General features: G+C 58.6%; 13 protein-coding genes. 5 read left to right on the top strand and 8 right to left on the bottom strand.

Annotated features, from left to right (window positions below; translation table 11 throughout):
- Positions 1 to 52 precede the first annotated feature (52 nt).
- Positions 53 to 940, bottom strand: a complete 888-nt coding sequence (locus tag QOM10_RS00065; RefSeq protein ID WP_008084359.1) for a lysophospholipid acyltransferase — start codon at positions 938 to 940, stop codon at positions 53 to 55.
- A 40-nt stretch (positions 941 to 980) separates the two neighbouring features.
- A complete protein-coding gene (locus QOM10_RS00060; protein ID WP_064389686.1) occupies positions 981 to 1,538 on the bottom strand; it encodes a DNA-3-methyladenine glycosylase I in 558 nt (185 codons plus the stop codon).
- 81 nt (positions 1,539 to 1,619) lie between these two features.
- Between QOM10_RS00060 and glyQ the strand changes: the two genes are divergently transcribed.
- The 4 genes from glyQ (at position 1,620) to QOM10_RS00040 (ending at position 6,031) form a co-directional block, all read left to right on the top strand.
- The gene (gene glyQ / locus QOM10_RS00055) at positions 1,620 to 2,573 is read left to right on the top strand and encodes a glycine--tRNA ligase subunit alpha (RefSeq protein ID WP_025112261.1); all 954 of its coding nucleotides are present in this window, start codon (positions 1,620 to 1,622) and stop codon (positions 2,571 to 2,573) included.
- Positions 2,570 to 4,624, top strand: coding sequence for a glycine--tRNA ligase subunit beta (gene glyS / locus QOM10_RS00050; protein ID WP_316917367.1), 2,055 nt, complete (start codon positions 2,570 to 2,572; stop codon positions 4,622 to 4,624). Before glyQ ends, glyS begins: the two co-directional genes overlap by 4 nt.
- Positions 4,625 to 4,628: 4 nt before the next feature.
- Positions 4,629 to 5,168, top strand: coding sequence for a D-glycero-beta-D-manno-heptose 1,7-bisphosphate 7-phosphatase (gene gmhB, locus QOM10_RS00045; RefSeq protein WP_163004678.1), 540 nt, complete (start codon positions 4,629 to 4,631; stop codon positions 5,166 to 5,168).
- An 83-nt stretch (positions 5,169 to 5,251) separates the two neighbouring features.
- The gene (locus QOM10_RS00040) at positions 5,252 to 6,031 is read left to right on the top strand and encodes a lysophospholipid acyltransferase family protein (RefSeq protein WP_150749920.1); all 780 of its coding nucleotides are present in this window, start codon (positions 5,252 to 5,254) and stop codon (positions 6,029 to 6,031) included.
- A gap of 168 nt (positions 6,032 to 6,199) precedes the next feature.
- On the opposite strand, the gene QOM10_RS00035 is transcribed toward QOM10_RS00040, so the two are convergent.
- Complete coding sequence (locus tag QOM10_RS00035; protein ID WP_127925275.1) at positions 6,200 to 7,732, bottom strand: sensor histidine kinase; 1,533 nt, start codon at positions 7,730 to 7,732, stop codon at positions 6,200 to 6,202.
- 169 nt (positions 7,733 to 7,901) lie between these two features.
- Between QOM10_RS00035 and QOM10_RS00030 the strand changes: the two genes are divergently transcribed.
- Positions 7,902 to 8,621 (top strand): response regulator transcription factor, encoded by a 720-nt coding sequence (locus tag QOM10_RS00030; protein ID WP_127925274.1) that lies wholly within the window; start codon positions 7,902 to 7,904, stop codon positions 8,619 to 8,621.
- Positions 8,622 to 8,635: 14 nt separating this feature from the next.
- Here QOM10_RS00030 and dinD read toward each other — a convergent pair whose 3' ends face one another.
- The 5 genes from dinD to dnaA form a co-directional block, all read right to left on the bottom strand.
- Positions 8,636 to 9,472 (bottom strand): DNA damage-inducible protein D, encoded by an 837-nt coding sequence (gene dinD, locus QOM10_RS00025; RefSeq protein ID WP_150647479.1) that lies wholly within the window; start codon positions 9,470 to 9,472, stop codon positions 8,636 to 8,638.
- Positions 9,473 to 9,675: 203 nt separating this feature from the next.
- Positions 9,676 to 12,093 carry a DNA topoisomerase (ATP-hydrolyzing) subunit B gene (gene gyrB, locus QOM10_RS00020; protein WP_007911885.1) on the bottom strand — a complete coding sequence of 806 codons (2,418 nt, stop codon included), beginning with the start codon at positions 12,091 to 12,093 and terminating at the stop codon, positions 9,676 to 9,678.
- Positions 12,094 to 12,098: 5 nt separating this feature from the next.
- Complete coding sequence (recF, locus tag QOM10_RS00015; protein WP_150749918.1) at positions 12,099 to 13,202, bottom strand: DNA replication/repair protein RecF; 1,104 nt, start codon at positions 13,200 to 13,202, stop codon at positions 12,099 to 12,101.
- Positions 13,203 to 13,216: 14 nt separating this feature from the next.
- Positions 13,217 to 14,320, bottom strand: coding sequence for a DNA polymerase III subunit beta (gene dnaN, locus QOM10_RS00010; RefSeq protein ID WP_007911887.1), 1,104 nt, complete (start codon positions 14,318 to 14,320; stop codon positions 13,217 to 13,219).
- A gap of 39 nt (positions 14,321 to 14,359) precedes the next feature.
- Positions 14,360 to 15,886, bottom strand: coding sequence for a chromosomal replication initiator protein DnaA (gene dnaA / locus QOM10_RS00005; protein ID WP_127925272.1), 1,527 nt, complete (start codon positions 15,884 to 15,886; stop codon positions 14,360 to 14,362).

Genomic DNA, 15,886 nt, shown 5'->3' with positions numbered 1-15,886 from the left:
CGGTTGTGGATAACCTTGCCAGTGAGGTTATCCACAGATCATGCCAATCAGCTCAGTACCAGCGTTCTTCGCCCGGCGGACGCTTCTTGAAGCGCTTCATGCTCCACATGTACTGGCTCGGATACGCCGCCACATAACGCTCGACCACTTTGCTCATGGCGGCGCAGGATTCGGCGGTATCGGTGCTGTACATGGCTTCGGGCGCGGCTTCGAGGATCACTTTGTAGCCAGAACCGTCAGGCAGGCGCAGCGCATGCAGGAACACGCCAACGGCTTTGCCACCGGCGAGCATGTTCGGCACGAATTTGCTGGTCAGCGCTTGCGTGGCGAAGAATGGTACGAAGATCCCGGCGGATTCGGCCGGTTCCGGGTCAGCGGGAATGCCCACTGCACCACCTTTGCGCACTTCCTTGATGACGCTGAGGATGCCTTCCTTGGTGGAAGCAGCGACCTTGTTGCCCAGTTGCACGCGCTGTTTACGCAATAATTCATCCACAGCCTTGAGCTTCGGCGGACGGTAGAAAATGATCGGTTTGCACTGGCTGCAATAGAAGTGGTTGAGCACTTCCCAGTTACCGAGGTGGCTGGTGATGCCGACCACGCCTTTGCCCGAGGCCAAGGCGTCTTTCAGCACATCGAGGCCTTCGACTTCGCGCACCAGATCGATCGAGCGCTGCGCCGGCCAGATCCACGCGCAGGCGCTTTCGGTCAACGACTTGCCGATGTCTTTAAGACTCTGACCGACCAGACGCTCACGCTCGGCCGGGTCCATCTGTGGAAAACATTTCGCAAGGTTGATCCGCACCACGTCGCGGGAGCGGTTGGGGGTTTTCCACATGATCCAGCCGATCGCCGAACCCACGGCCTGCACGGCCCGCCATGGCAGCAGGGCAAACAGCCGCAGAGCGCCTACCAGCAAGGCGCCTTTAAACTTTTCCACAGGTCACTCCTGATTTTGTGCGGTGCGCGAGGCGGCCATTCTAACCGCCGTTGACGAGCTGCGCGTAGCGGTCGCAGTCCTGGGTGTGGTCCATGACCATCCCCGAGGCCTGCATCAGCGCATAGCAAATGGTCGGGCCGACGAACGTGAACCCGGCCTTTTTCAGGCCTTTGCTCATCGCCAGCGCTTCGGGGGTGATCGCCGGGACTTCGCTGCGATCCTTGAAATGATTGATGATCGGTTGGTCGTTAACAAACGACCAGAGGAACCCCACCGGATCCTCCAGCGCCAGCCAGGCCTGGGCATTACGGCGGGCGGCATTGAGTTTGAGGCGGTTGCGGATGATCCCCGGATCGAGCATCAACTCGTCGATTTCAGCGTCGCTCATCTGCGCCACACGCTGCACGTCGAAGCCGAACAACACCTCGCGATAACGCTCACGTTTGCGCAGCACGGTGATCCAGGACAGCCCGGCCTGGAACCCTTCGAGCAAAAGCAACTCGAACAAACCCTGCGCATCGCGTAGCGGCGTGCCCCACTCCTGGTCGTGATAAGCCATGTACAGCGGATCTTCGGTACACCAAAAGCAGCGTGGCATAAGGCTCCAGGGGGCGTGCGCAGCAATGAATCGGGTATACTCCCGCTCTTTAAATCGCAGCCCAAGAAACAGGTGAATTTCGTGAGCCAGCCTACGCCAGCCGTGCGTACCTTCCAAGACTTGATCCTCGCGCTCCAGCAATACTGGGCCGAGCAAGGTTGCGTGGTACTTCAGCCCTACGATATGGAAGTAGGCGCCGGCACTTTCCACACCGCGACCTTCCTCCGCGCCATCGGCCCGGAAACCTGGAACGCCGCTTACGTGCAGCCAAGCCGCCGTCCGACTGACGGCCGTTACGGTGAAAACCCGAACCGTCTGCAGCATTACTATCAGTTCCAGGTCGTCCTGAAGCCGAACCCGGACAACTTCCAGGAACTGTACCTGGGCTCGCTCAAGCATGTCGGTCTGGACCCATTGGTTCACGACATTCGCTTCGTCGAAGACAACTGGGAATCGCCGACCCTCGGCGCCTGGGGTCTGGGCTGGGAAGTCTGGCTGAACGGCATGGAAGTGACCCAGTTCACTTACTTCCAGCAGGCGGGCGGCATCGAGTGCTACCCGGTGACCGGCGAGATCACTTACGGTCTCGAGCGTCTGGCCATGTACCTGCAAGGCGTGGATTCGGTCTACGACCTGGTCTGGGCTGACGGCCCGATGGGCAAAGTCACCTACGGCGACGTGTTCCACCAGAACGAAGTGGAGCAGTCCACTTACAACTTCGAACACGCCAACGTCGACAAACTGTTCGAACTGTTCGACTTCTATGAAAGCGAAGCCAAGCGCCTGATCGAACTCGACCAGCCGCTGCCGTTGCCGAGCTACGAAATGGTGTTGAAGGCCTCGCACACCTTCAACCTGCTGGATGCGCGCCGGGCGATCTCGGTGACCGCGCGTCAGCAATACATTCTGCGCGTACGCACCCTGGCGCGTTCCGTTGCGCAAGCCTACCTGCTGGCACGCGCCAAGCTGGGCTTCCCGATGGCGACCCCGGACCTGCGTGACGAAGTACTGGCCAAGCTGGAGGCAGCACAATGAGTGCGCAAGATTTTCTGGTTGAACTGGGCACCGAAGAACTGCCACCGAAAGCCCTGAACACTTTGGCTGAGGCGTTCCTCGCCGGTATCGACAAGGGCCTGCAAGCCGCTGGCCTGAGCTACGAGACTAAAACCGTCTACGCCGCGCCGCGTCGTCTGGCTGTGCTGATCACCGCGCTGGCCACCCAGCAACCGGATCGCAGCATCAACCTCGACGGCCCGCCACGTCAGGCGGCGTTCGACGCTGAAGGCAATCCGACTCAGGCAGCTTTGGGTTTCGCCAAGAAATGCGGCGTTGATCTGAGCGAAATCGACCAGAGCGGCCCGAAACTGCGCTACAGCCAGAGCATCGCCGGCAAGCCGACCGCGAGCCTGCTGCCGACCATCGTCGAAGATTCGCTGAACGACCTGCCGATCCCGAAACGCATGCGTTGGGGTGCGCGCAAGGAAGAGTTCGTGCGTCCGACCCAATGGCTGGTGATGCTGCTCGGTGACCAGGTCATCGACTGCACCATCCTCGCGCAAAAGGCTGGCCGTGATTCCCGTGGTCACCGCTTCCATCACCCGCAAAGCGTGCGCATCGGTTCGCCGTCGAGCTACCTCGCCGACCTGCGTGCCGCTTATGTATTGGCCGACGCCAACGAGCGTCGCGAGATCATCAGCAAGCGCACCGAAGAGCTGGCGACCCGTCAGGAAGGCACGGCAATCGTTCCGCCGGCGCTGCTCGACGAAGTGACCGCACTGGTTGAATGGCCGGTGCCGCTGGTGTGTTCGTTCGAGGAACGCTTCCTCGACGTGCCGCAAGAAGCGCTGATCACCACCATGCAGGACAACCAGAAGTACTTCTGCCTGCTGGATGCCGACGGCAAGTTGCTGCCACGTTTCATCACTGTGGCCAACATCGAAAGCAAAGACCCGCAGCAGATCATCGCCGGTAACGAGAAAGTGGTTCGACCACGCCTGACCGACGCCGAGTTCTTCTTCAAGCAGGACAAGAAGCAGAAACTCGAAGCCTTCAATGATCGCCTGAAGAACGTGGTGTTCCAGGAAAAACTCGGCAGCGTCTACGACAAGGCCGAGCGCGTATCGAAACTGGCTGCGTACATCGCCGCTCGCATCGGCGGCAACGCTTCGTGGGCTGCCCGCGCTGGCCTGCTGTCGAAGTGCGACCTGGCCACCGAGATGGTCGGCGAGTTCCCGGAGATGCAAGGTGTCGCCGGTTACTACTACGCCCTCAATGATGGCGAGCCAGAAGATGTCGCACTGGCGCTGAACGAGCAGTACATGCCACGCGGTGCCGGTGCAGAACTGCCGGCCACCCTGACCGGTGCGGCCGTCGCGATCGCTGACAAGCTCGACACCCTGGTCGGTATCTTCGGTATCGGCATGCTGCCAACCGGCAGCAAAGACCCGTATGCCCTGCGCCGTGCGGCACTCGGCGTGCTACGTATCCTCATCGAGAAAAAACTCGATCTGGATCTGAACGACGCCGTGGCTTTCGCCGTGGCCGCGTTCGGTGCCAAGGTCAAGGCTGCCGGCCTCAACGAGTCCGTGCTGGAATTCATCTTCGACCGTCTGCGTGCACGTTACGAAGACGAAGGCGTTGAAGTCGCCACTTACCTGTCGGTACGTGCCCTGAAGCCGGGTTCGGCGCTGGACTTCGATCAGCGTGTGCAAGCGGTGCAGGCCTTCCGCAAACTGCCGGAAGCGGCAGCGCTGGCGGCGGTGAACAAGCGTGTGTCGAACCTGTTGAGCAAACTCGAAGGCGCGGTACCGACCGAGGTGCAAGCCAAGTATTTCGACAACGCCAACGAGTTCTCGCTGTACTCAGCGATTCAACAAGCGGATCAGGCCGTACAGCCAATGGCCGCGGCGCGTCAGTACAACGAATCGCTGGCACGCCTGGCGGCATTGCGTGAGCCGGTGGATGCGTTCTTCGACGCAGTGATGGTCAATGCCGACGACGCCAATGTGCGGGCCAACCGTTACGCGCTGCTGGCGCGTCTGCGTGGCCTGTTCCTCGGTGTTGCCGACATTTCACTGCTGGGTTGAGGGATTGCTGTTGAAACTGCTGATTCTCGATCGGGACGGAGTGATCAATTACGACTCCGACGCTTACATCAAGTCAGTGGCGGAGTGGATTCCGTTGCCCGGCTCGATCGAGGCGATTGCGCAGTTGAGCAAGGCCGGCTGGACGGTGGCGGTGGCCACCAACCAGTCGGGCATTGCTCGCGGCTATTACGACCTCGCCACCCTGGATGCCATGCACGCGCGGTTGCGCGAGCTGGTGGCGGAGCAGGGCGGTGAAGTCGGGCTGATCGTGTATTGCCCGCACGGGCCGGACGAAGGCTGCGATTGCCGCAAGCCGAAACCCGGGATGTTGAAAACCATCGCGGCGCATTACAACGTCGAGCTGGCCAATGTCTGGTTCGTCGGCGACAGCCTTGGTGACCTGGAGGCCGCCAAAGCCGTCGATTCACAGCCAGTTTTGGTAAAGACCGGAAAAGGCGCAAAGACTCAGGGCAAAACCCTGCCGGTTGGCACTCTGATTTTTGACGATCTGGCGGCGATTGCCGCAGAACTTATCCACAACTAGAGTACTTCTGAAGTTCCTGACCAGGGATTGATCGGGAGTGCGCTTGAACACTCGGGCATTGCCCTGTAACGGTAAACGTCACTATGTCGATACTGCGGGCCATCAGAATTTTTCTCTTTTACCTGCTGCTGGGCACCACTTCCCTGCTGTGGTGCAGCTTGAGTTTTTTTATCGCGCCGTTTCTGCCGTTCAAGGCGCGCTATCGTTTTATCAACGTGTACTGGTGCCGTTGCGCCTTGTGGTTGACCAAGGTGTTTCTCGGTATCCGTTACGAAATCAAAGGCGCGGAAAACGTGCCTGACCGGCCCTGCGTGATTCAGTCGAACCACCAGAGCACTTGGGAGACATTCTTTCTCTCTGCTTATTTCTCGCCGTTGAGCCAGGTGCTCAAGCGCGAACTGCTCTACGTGCCGTTTTTCGGCTGGGCCATGGCCATGCTGCGACCGATCGCGATTGACCGCGACAACCCGAAAGCGGCGCTGAAGCAAGTCGCGGCCAAGGGTGATGAACTGCTCAAGGACAACGTTTGGGTGCTGATCTTTCCGGAAGGCACACGTGTGCCGTTTGGCACTGTCGGCAAGTTCTCTCGCAGTGGTAGCGCGTTGGCGGTGAATGCGGCGCTTCCTGTGCTGCCGATTGCACACAATGCCGGCAAGTTCTGGCCGAAAATCGGTTGGGGCAAGAAGTCCGGGGTGATCACCGTAGTCATCGGCGAGCCGATGTATGCCGAAGGCACGGGCCCGCGCGCCATCGCCGAGCTGAACGACCGCGTGCAAGCCTGGAACGAGAAGACCCAGCGCGAAATGGGCTCGCTGCCACCGGCCCCGCAAGCACCGGCTGCAAGCGATCAGGTAGCTGTCTGAGATTTTGTGGATAACCTGTGTACGGTTTTGTTGAAAACGCTTGAATATTGATAATAAGTGATTGATTTACTTATATATTTCTCAAGCTCATAAAACACCGTAAAAGGTGCATAAGTTTTTTTCGGATGTAAAAAAACCGGCTGATATAGCCGGTTTTTTTGTGGCTGATCATTCGTGAATCAGCGGTAACTCCAGTAGGAACGTGGTGCCTTGATCGACCACGCTGCGGCATTCGATTTTACCGCCATGGTGATCAACCACCGCTTTGACCATCGACAGGCCCAGCCCCACGCCATCGATGCCTTGGGCGGAGGAAAAACGGCGGTACTGACTGAACAGATCCGGCAATTCATCGGCGGCGATGCCTTTGCCTTGATCAATCAATTCACAGTGCAACCATTCCTCACGGCAACGGACCCGCAGGGTGATCGTGGTGTCGGCCGGGCTGTACTTGATCGCGTTTTCCAGCAGGTTGAACAGCGCGCGGGTCAGCAAGCCTTGATCGGCATTGATCAGACGTTCCTGCGACTCTTCATCCATGTCATGCAGCAACTCGATGCGTTTCTGCTGGGCAATGGGCAACGCTTGATCCAGCACGTCGAGCACCAGCATCGCGAACAACGTCGGTTGAAATTGGTAAGTCTCAGACTCGGCTCGCGCCAGCAGAACAAAACCGTCGGTCAGATCCAGCGCGCGGCGCACCTGACGTTCGATTTGTTCGAACAACGGCGCATCAGCCCCGGCCTGATGGCGATGCACATCCAGCAAAGCGAGGATCGCCGAGTGTGGCGCGCGCAGGTCGTGGGATAGAAAGCGCAGCAATACGCTGCGTTGTTCTTCCGCCGCGCGTTCCGCGCTAAGGTCGGTGAGGCTCAGCAGCCAGCCGATCGGCGTGTCACCGTCCACCGGCAGCAGGGCGGCACGTTCCAAGCGCAGGCTGCGTTCCTTGTGGTCACGGAATTCCAGCAGCGGCAGGGCGGATAACGCTGGACGTGGCTCTGTGGATAATTCCGGATAGCCGAGGCGGGCGAGTTGATCGCGGACGTCGTCGCCCACTAATGCAGTATCGAACAACGCGCGGGCCTTGCGATTGCCCAGCAGGATCTGCCCCTTGGGATCGCTGATCAGTGTGGCGACCGGCAAGTATTCCAAACCGTCTGCGATGAAGCGTCGAGTATCGCGGGTGCGGCTCATGGCTTGCTCGAGGGCCATGATCTGCCCTTGCAAACGATCGGCGCCGGTGAATTGCGTACGACGGCGTTCGGGGAAAACCTTCGGCTCTCCATCCAGCCGCGTCAGCTCCCAGCCGAAATAAGTCAGCACCACACTCAGGCGCCGCCAATTCCAGATCAGATAGCCGAACAACATGCCCAACACCGCCGGCGTCGGCGACCACCAGCGACGCATCTCCGCCAGCCCGGCGCTGGTCAGCAGCACGCCGGCCATACCAACCAGCGTTATCCACAATGCCCAGCGCGGACGCCACAACAGCAAACCAAGTACGCACGCGACCAGGCCCACCGAAAGCATGGCTCCCATGACGGGAGCCGCACCGTGCAGGTTGATCTGCGCGCGATACGACAACAGCGCAGTCAGCGGCAACAGCACTAGACTTATCCACAACCACTCGCGCACCAGCTGTCGGAACAGGCGCTGCACCTGGCTGGGCTCACGGCTTTCACGCCGGCGATTAGTGTTCATTTGGAAAAACGCCAGGGCAGGGTGAATGGTTTCATGGGCCACAGGTCTGAGACGTAGACCCGAAGAATCATAGCGGACGTCGACCAACGGCGGGCTGCTTACTTTCACTGCGAGGGCCGAGCGACTATGGTTGTCCGCCAACTGCCCAAGCAACAAGGAACCACCGCGTATGCGCGTTGCGATACTGGACGACGAACCCGCCGAACTGCGTCGGGTCGAGCAAACCTTGCAGCAAATGGCCGATGCCGGCGAACAGCCGTGGTCACTGCACAGCTTCGAGCGTGGTGAAGACCTGTTGCGACAGCTACGCCGGGAGACCTTCGACCTGCTGATCCTCGACTGGCAATTGCCCGACCTCACCGGCCTGGCCCTGCTGCGCTGGACCCGCGAACACATGGAAGCGCCACCGGCAGCGATCATGCTCACCAGCCGTGATGGCGAGAGCGATATCGTTCAGGCGTTGAATGCAGGGGCGGATGATTATGTGAGCAAGCCCTTTCGGCCAAATGAACTGAAGGCGCGGGTGGCTGCGGTATTGCGGCGGCACAGCCAGCAACGTGCGGCGGCGACGGAAGTGCTGAGCTTTAATGATCTGACGTTTGATGACGCTGAATTGACCGTTACCCGCGAGGGAAAGCCGATTGTCATGACCGAGCGCGAGTACCGGCTGGCGCGGTGTCTGTTCAGCAATCTGGGTCGACCGTTGTCGCGGGATTATCTGTATGAACGGTTTTGGCCGCATGAGGAGATGGCGTCGTCGCGGCCGCTGGATACGCATATTTATCGCCTGCGGAACAAGCTCGGGCTGACGGCGGATCGAGGGTGGCAGTTGTTGACGATTTATGGGTATGGGTATCGGTTGGAGAGTGTGGTGTCGAACTCGCACTAATGTTTCTGGCTGTTTCACTCTTCTCCGGCTCGACCCTTCAATTTTTTGATCGCAGATTCCAACTGCTTGATGCTGGTAGCCGGCATTGGAAGATCCTCGGGCATGGTGCCGCCAAGTTCGGAAATGGTCTCTCTGACTTTTCGACCAACCTGCAGGTGAACGTCGTTAGCTTGTTGCTTGCCCTGAACACTGTCGCGACGTAATTTATCTTCAGCCTGAGTCGCCCGAAATAAATTGGCGGCCAGTTCAGTCGAGCCCATGTGATCAAGAATTTTTTGGCTTTTTTTGAGGCCTTTGCGCTGGTGGATCGCTTTCTGATCAAGTCCTCCGTAGAGCCCTTGATATCCATGATTCTGGAAAACGGCGAAATCCAATTCTGTCTCAACGCCTGCCTGCTGTGCCGTTTCAACCAGAAGTTTGTTGTGCTCGCGTAACTCATTGCGCAGCAGCAAACGCTTCTGATCGTCCCTTAGACTCTGAAATTCGGAATCGTCTGTCAGCTCCTGACGTCGGGTCTGAATCGCAAAGTAGGTTTGCCCTGCGGCGATGACGGGCTTGGATGGATCTCCGTTCTGGACAACCAGATAGCAGGCATAGCGGGAGAGGTGGATATCCTTCAGTTCTCGCAGAGAACCAGACCCCAAGGAGACCATTTTGCTGGCTTCAACAAAATGGTCGGATACCGAATGATCACCGTGTTCACAAGCTTGTATAGCCTTGGCGATAACGTTCTCGAAGTTACGCCACGTTCTGTATTCCAGCAGCGGAGCAAGGTCTCGGGCAGACCAATACTCCACTCCACTGTCGGTTCGGTATTTGAGGCCTTCAAACGTCTGATGCTGTTCGCTCAACGGTAAATCCTCTGCTGAATGAATAAGTCGAAAGTAGCCAGACAGAGCGTTGCACTGACGCGAGGAGTTATCAATCCGGAAAACATGTACATACAAATCATGACGCAGACTTGTATGCATGGAGGGATGCTTGAAACGTATAAACCCCGATGAGCCAAAACTCACCGGGGTTTATTTTTTACTTCAAGTCCGAACAGAATTCGTTAGAAATCCAGGTTCGAAACCGCCAACGCATTGCTCTCGATGAAGTCACGGCGAGGTTCGACCGCATCACCCATCAGGGTGTTGAAGATCTGGTCTGCGCCAATGGCGTCTTCGATGGTGACTTTCAGCATGCGGCGCACGCTTGGGTCCATGGTGGTTTCCCACAGCTGATCCGGGTTCATTTCGCCCAGACCTTTGTATCGCTGAATGGTGTGGCGCTTGGTGCTTTCAGCCATCAGCCAGTCCAGTGCTTCCTTGAACTCGGTGACTGCTTTCTTGCGCTCGCCACGCTGGATGTACGCGCCTTCGTCGAGCAGGGTGCTCAGTTGAGCGCCGAGGGTGACGACGGTTTTGTAGTCGTTGCTGCCGAAGAAGTCGCGGTTGAAGGTGACGTAGTTCGACAGGCCGTGGGAGATCAGTTCGACCTCTGGCAGCCACACGCCACGTTCACGATCTTCACGCAGGCTGGCCTTGTAGACCAGACCGGATTTTTCAACGGTACGCAGACGCGCTTCGTACTGGGCCAGCCACTCCTGCATTGCTGCGTGGTCGCCGAGCTTTTCCAGGCTCACGGCCGGCAGGTAAATGAAGTGCTCGGTCAGTTCCTGCGGGTACAGGCGCGACAGACGCTTGAGGGTCTTCATCACCATGCGGAAGTCGTTCACCAGACGCTCGAGCGCTTCACCGGAAATGCCCGGGGCTTCTTCGTTCAGGTGCAGGCTCGCATCTTCCAGGGCCGACTGCGTCATGTACTCTTCCATGGCGTCGTCGTCTTTGATGTATTGCTCTTGCTTGCCTTTCTTGACCTTGTACAGCGGCGGCTGGGCGATGTAGATGTAGCCACGCTCGATCAGCTCCGGCAACTGACGGAAGAAGAAGGTCAGCAGCAGGGTACGGATGTGCGAACCGTCAACGTCAGCATCGGTCATGATGATGATGTTGTGATAACGCAGCTTGTCGATGTTGTACTCGTCGCGACCGATACCGCAGCCCAGTGCGGTGATCAAGGTGCCCACTTCCTGGGAAGAGATCATCTTGTCGAAACGTGCTTTCTCGACGTTGAGGATCTTGCCCTTCAACGGCAGGATCGCCTGGGTCTTGCGGTTACGTCCCTGCTTGGCAGAGCCGCCCGCGGAGTCACCTTCCACGAGGTACAGTTCGGAGAGTGCCGGGTCTTTTTCCTGGCAGTCAGCGAGTTTGCCCGGCAAACCGGCGATGTCCAGCGCGCCTTTGCGGCGGGTCATCTCACGGGCCTTGCGTGCCGCTTCACGGGCACGCGCCGCGTCGATCATCTTGCCGACGACCAGCTTGGCTTCGTTCGGGTTTTCCAGAAGGAAGTCGGAGAAGTACTTGCCCATCTCCTGCTCGACCGCAGTCTTCACTTCGGAGGAGACCAGCTTGTCTTTGGTCTGCGAGCTGAACTTCGGATCCGGCACTTTCACCGAGATGATCGCGGTCAGGCCTTCACGGGCATCGTCACCGGTGGTGGCGACTTTGTGCTTCTTCGCCAGACCTTCCTGCTCGATGTAGTTGTTCAGGTTACGCGTCAGTGCCGAACGGAAGCCCACAAGGTGAGTACCGCCGTCGCGCTGCGGAATGTTGTTGGTGAAGCACAACAGGTTCTCGTTGAAGCTGTCGTTCCACTGCAGGGCGATTTCCACGCCGATGCCGTCTTCACGCTGAATGTTGAAGTGGAACACCTGGTTGACCGCGGTCTTGTTGGTGTTCAGGTACTCAACGAACGCACGCAAACCGCCTTCGTACTTGAACAGCTCTTCCTTGCCGCTGCGCTCATCCTTGAGGACGATGCCAACACCGGAGTTGAGGAAGGACAGTTCACGAATGCGCTTGGCGAGGATGTCCCAGCTGAAGTGAATGTTCTTGAAGGTTTCGCTGGAAGCCTTGAAGTGGATCTGGGTGCCGGTGGTTTCGCTGTCACCAACGATGGCCATCGGTGCCTGAGGTACGCCGTGGACGTAGGTCTGTTCCCAGATCTTGCCGCTGCGGCGAACAGTCAGAACCAGTTCTTCGGACAGTGCGTTCACTACCGACACACCCACACCGTGCAGACCGCCGGATACTTTGTAGGAGTTGTCGTCGAACTTACCGCCAGCGTGGAGGACGGTCATGATGACCTCGGCGGCGGAAACGCCTTCCTCTTTGTGCACGTCTACCGGGATGCCACGGCCGTTATCTTTAACGGTGATGGACTCATCCGGGTGGATGATGATGCTGATGTCGTCGCAGTGGCCGGCGAGGGCTTCGTCGATCGAGTTGTCGACCACCTCGAACACCATGTGGTGCAGACCGCTGCCATCGTCGGTGTCACCAATGTACATACCGGGACGTTTGCGTACGGCATCCAGGCCTTTCAGCACTTTAATGCTCGTTGAGTCGTACGTATTTTCTTCGCTCAATGCCTTCACTCCCGATGGTCGTGGGTCTGGGTGATACGGCCCTGTTCCACGTGGAACAGAGCGACTGGCGTTTCCGTCTGCCAGCCTTCCCTCAATAATTTGTGATCTACACAGGTGATGAACACCTGGCAGCGTAAGTCTTCCAGTAAGCGGCATAGTGCGCGACGGTGGCTCTCGTCCAGCTCGGACGGCAAGTCATCCACCAGATAAATACACTGACCGCGGCGGGCCTGGCTGACCAGATGCCCCTGGGCAATCCGCAATGCACAGACCACCAACTTCTGCTGACCCCGGGACAAAATATCCGCGGCGTTGTGTGCGCCCAATCTAAGACGCAAATCAGCCCGTTGCGGTCCGGCCTGGGTATGACCCATTTGCTGGTCCCGTTGCACGGATCCAGCCAGTACGGCGCTCAATTCCCGGTCTTTGTCCCAGCCTCGGTAATAGCTGAGCGTCAAACCTTCGAGCTCAACCAGTTCGCTCAAGGTTTGTTCAAAGACTGGTTTCAAGGCTTTGATGTAAGCGCGGCGGTATTCATCGATTTCAGCGCTGGCCTGACACAGTTCCCTGTCCCAAACCGCTTGCGAAACGGCGTCAAGTGTACCATGCCGCAGCCAAGAGTTTCTCTGGCGCAGGGCCTTCTGCAAGCGCTGCCAGGTGGCCATGAACCGTGGTTCGACGTGGAACACGCCCCAGTCGAGAAACTGCCGGCGAATCTTCGGCGCACCTTCAAGCAGGCGGAAGCTGTCGGGGTTGATCAACTGCAGTGGCAGGATCTCCGCCAGTTGCGCGGCGCTGCGGGCATTCTGTCCGTCGATACGGATCTGAAACTCGCCCTGACGATCACGCGATATCCCCAGCGCACTGTGGCCACCCTCGGCCAATTCAACCTGACCGAACACCGTACAGGCGAGCTGCTCATACTGGATGACCGGCAACAGCCGCGTGCTACGAAACGAACGGGCAAGCCCCAGCAGATGAATGGCTTCCAGAACACTGGTTTTGCCGCTGCCGTTGGCGCCGTAAAGGATGTTGATGCGGGGGGAGGGGGAGAAGGTCACCGGGTGCAGATTGCGCACCGCGGTGACCGAAACACGACTTAAGGACATCCAGAGTCAGCTGATTACAGACGCATCGGCATGACAACGTAAGCCGAATCGTCGTTGTCGGACTCCTGCACCAGCGCACTGCTGTTGGAGTCGGACAGGATCAGGCGAACCTGCTCGGTGGTCATCACGCCCAGCACGTCGAGCAAGTAGCTCACGTTGAAGCCGATTTCCAGCGAACCGCCGTTGTATTCAACACCCACTTCTTCTTCCGCTTCTTCCTGCTCCGGGTTGTTGGCCTGGATCTTCAACTGACCGCTGGCCAGTTGCAGACGGATACCACGGTACTTCTCGTTGGACAGAATCGCGGTACGGCTGAACGCTTCACGCAGCGCCTGGCGATCGCCCAGTACCAGTTTGTCGCCGCCCTTCGGCAGCACGCGCTCGTAATCCGGGAACTTGCCGTCGACCAGTTTCGAGGTGAAGGTGAATTCGCCGGTGGTCGCGCGGATGTGGTGCTGACCCAGAACGATGCTGACGTTACCGTCCGGCTCGGTGAGCAGGCGTGCCAGTTCAAGAATACCTTTGCGCGGCACGATCACCTGGTGGCGATCAGGCTGGCCGATATCGGCTTTCATCGAGCACATGGCCAGACGGTGACCGTCGGTGGCCACGGCGCGGATGATGCCTTCGGACACTTCCAGCAGCATACCGTTTAGGTAGTAACGCACGTCCTGCTGAGCCATGGCGAAGCTGGTGCGTTCGATCAAACGACGCAGTTTGCTTTGCTCGAGGCTGCAGGTCAGCGAGCCCGGGCCTTCTTCAACGGTCGGGAAATCGTTGGCCGGCAAGGTCGACAGGGTGAAACGGCTACGGCCGGCTTTTACTACCAGCTTCTGCTCGTCGACCTTGATGTCGATCAGCGCATCGTTGGGCAGGCTTTTGCAGATATCCATCAGCTTGCGCGCAGGCACGGTGATGGAACCTGTTTCTGCCGGCTCTTCAAGTTGCACACGACCGACCAGCTCGACTTCCAGGTCGGTACCGGTCAGCGACAGTTGCTGGCCTTCGACAACCAGCAGCACGTTGGACAGTACCGGCAAGGTCTGTCGACGCTCGACGACGCCTGCGACCAGTTGCAGGGGTTTCAACAGGGCTTCGCGTTGAATGGTGAAATGCATGGTCTAGTCCCTTGCCTTATTAAGCTGCGCTGGTGTTCATCAAGTGGTCAGTGTACGCAGCAGGTTCTTGTAGTCCTCGCGGATGTCCGCGTCGGATTCCTTAAGTTCGTTGATCTTGCGGCAAGCGTGCAACACGGTGGTGTGATCGCGGCCGCCAAACACATCGCCGATTTCCGGCAGGCTGTGGTTGGTCAGTTCCTTGGACAACGCCATGGCTACCTGACGCGGACGAGCGACCGAGCGCGAACGGCGCTTGGACAACAAGTCGGAAATCTTGATCTTGTAGTACTCGGCGACAGTGCGCTGAATGTTATCCACAGAGACCAGTTTGTCCTGCAACGCCAACAGGTCTTTCAGGGATTCGCGAATCAGCTCGATGGTGATGTCGCGGCCCATGAAGTGCGAGTGGGCGATCACGCGTTTCAGCGCGCCTTCCAGCTCACGGACGTTGGAGCGAATGCGCTGGGCGATGAAGAACGCAGCGTCATGCGGCAACTCGACTTTGGCCTGGTCGGCCTTCTTCATCAAGATCGCGACGCGGGTTTCCAGTTCCGGCGGCTCGACGGCTACCGTCAGGCCCCAACCGAAGCGGGATTTGAGGCGCTCTTCAAGGCCTTCGATTTCTTTCGGGTAGCGGTCACTGGTGAGAATTACCTGCTGGCCACCTTCAAGCAGGGCGTTGAAGGTGTGGAAAAACTCTTCCTGGGAACGTTCTTTACGGGCGAAGAACTGAATGTCGTCGATCAGCAAAGCGTCCACCGAACGGTAGAAACGCTTGAACTCGTTGATCGCGTTCAGTTGCAGCGCCTTGACCATGTCGGCGACGAAACGCTCGGAATGCAGGTACACGACCTTGGCATTCGGGTTCTTCTTTAATAGGTGGTTACCCACCGCGTGCATCAAGTGGGTTTTACCCAGGCCGACACCACCATAAAGGAACAGTGGGTTGTAGCCGTGCTTGGGGTTGTCCGCCACTTGCCAGGCCGCCGCGCGGGCGAGCTGGTTGGATTTACCTTCGACGAAGTTTTCAAAGGTAAAGGTGCGGTTCAGATAGCTCGTGTGCTTGAGCGCACCTTCGACCTGCACGGTGCGCTGTTCGGCACGGACCGGGGCCTGTTGCGAAGCAGCGCCGGACATCGGGTCGAAACTGTCGCGAGACGGCTCGTCACTGACTTCGGGGCTTTTTTGTGTCGAGCGCTTGGCCGCCGGTGCTGGCGCTTGCGTAGGTGCCGGCGCGCTCACAGACGCGGCATTTGCCTGGGCCTGGGAAACCTGCGCGGCAGCCAGCGGTGCATTCGGTGCCGCACGCGGTGCCGAACTGCGTTTGCTGCCTATTAATAAGGAAAGCGCCGGCGCCATGCCGTTGCCATGCTCATCCAGCAGTTCAAGGACGCGGCCCAGGTACTTTTCGTTGACCCAGTCCAGCACAAAGCGGTTCGGTGCGTAGACGCGCAACTCGTCGCCTTCGGCTTCGACCTGTAGTGGACGGATCCAGGTGTTGAATTGTTGGGCAGGCAGCTCCTCGCGCAAAAGCTCCACGCACTGCTGCCAAAGTTCCACTGACAC

This window comes from Pseudomonas sp. P108 (genome assembly GCF_032613195.1).
Classification (GTDB): Bacteria; Pseudomonadota; Gammaproteobacteria; order Pseudomonadales; family Pseudomonadaceae; genus Aquipseudomonas.
Note: the sequence above shows the minus strand (reverse complement) of the source record. Positions and strands in the feature narration are given on the sequence as shown.

Excerpts from the sequence above, each read along its gene's own strand:
- QOM10_RS00060 (WP_064389686.1), bottom strand. The coding sequence starts at position 1,538 with ATGCCACGCTGCTTTTGGTGTACCGAAGATCCGCTGTACATGGCTTAT.
- glyS (WP_316917367.1), top strand. The coding sequence starts at position 2,570 with ATGAGTGCGCAAGATTTTCTGGTTGAACTGGGCACCGAAGAACTGCCA.
- QOM10_RS00040 (WP_150749920.1), top strand. The coding sequence starts at position 5,252 with ATGTCGATACTGCGGGCCATCAGAATTTTTCTCTTTTACCTGCTGCTG.
- QOM10_RS00035 (WP_127925275.1), bottom strand. The coding sequence starts at position 7,732 with ATGAACACTAATCGCCGGCGTGAAAGCCGTGAGCCCAGCCAGGTGCAG.
- QOM10_RS00030 (WP_127925274.1), top strand. The coding sequence starts at position 7,902 with ATGCGCGTTGCGATACTGGACGACGAACCCGCCGAACTGCGTCGGGTC.
- recF (WP_150749918.1), bottom strand. The coding sequence starts at position 13,202 with ATGTCCTTAAGTCGTGTTTCGGTCACCGCGGTGCGCAATCTGCACCCG.
- dnaN (WP_007911887.1), bottom strand. The coding sequence starts at position 14,320 with ATGCATTTCACCATTCAACGCGAAGCCCTGTTGAAACCCCTGCAACTG.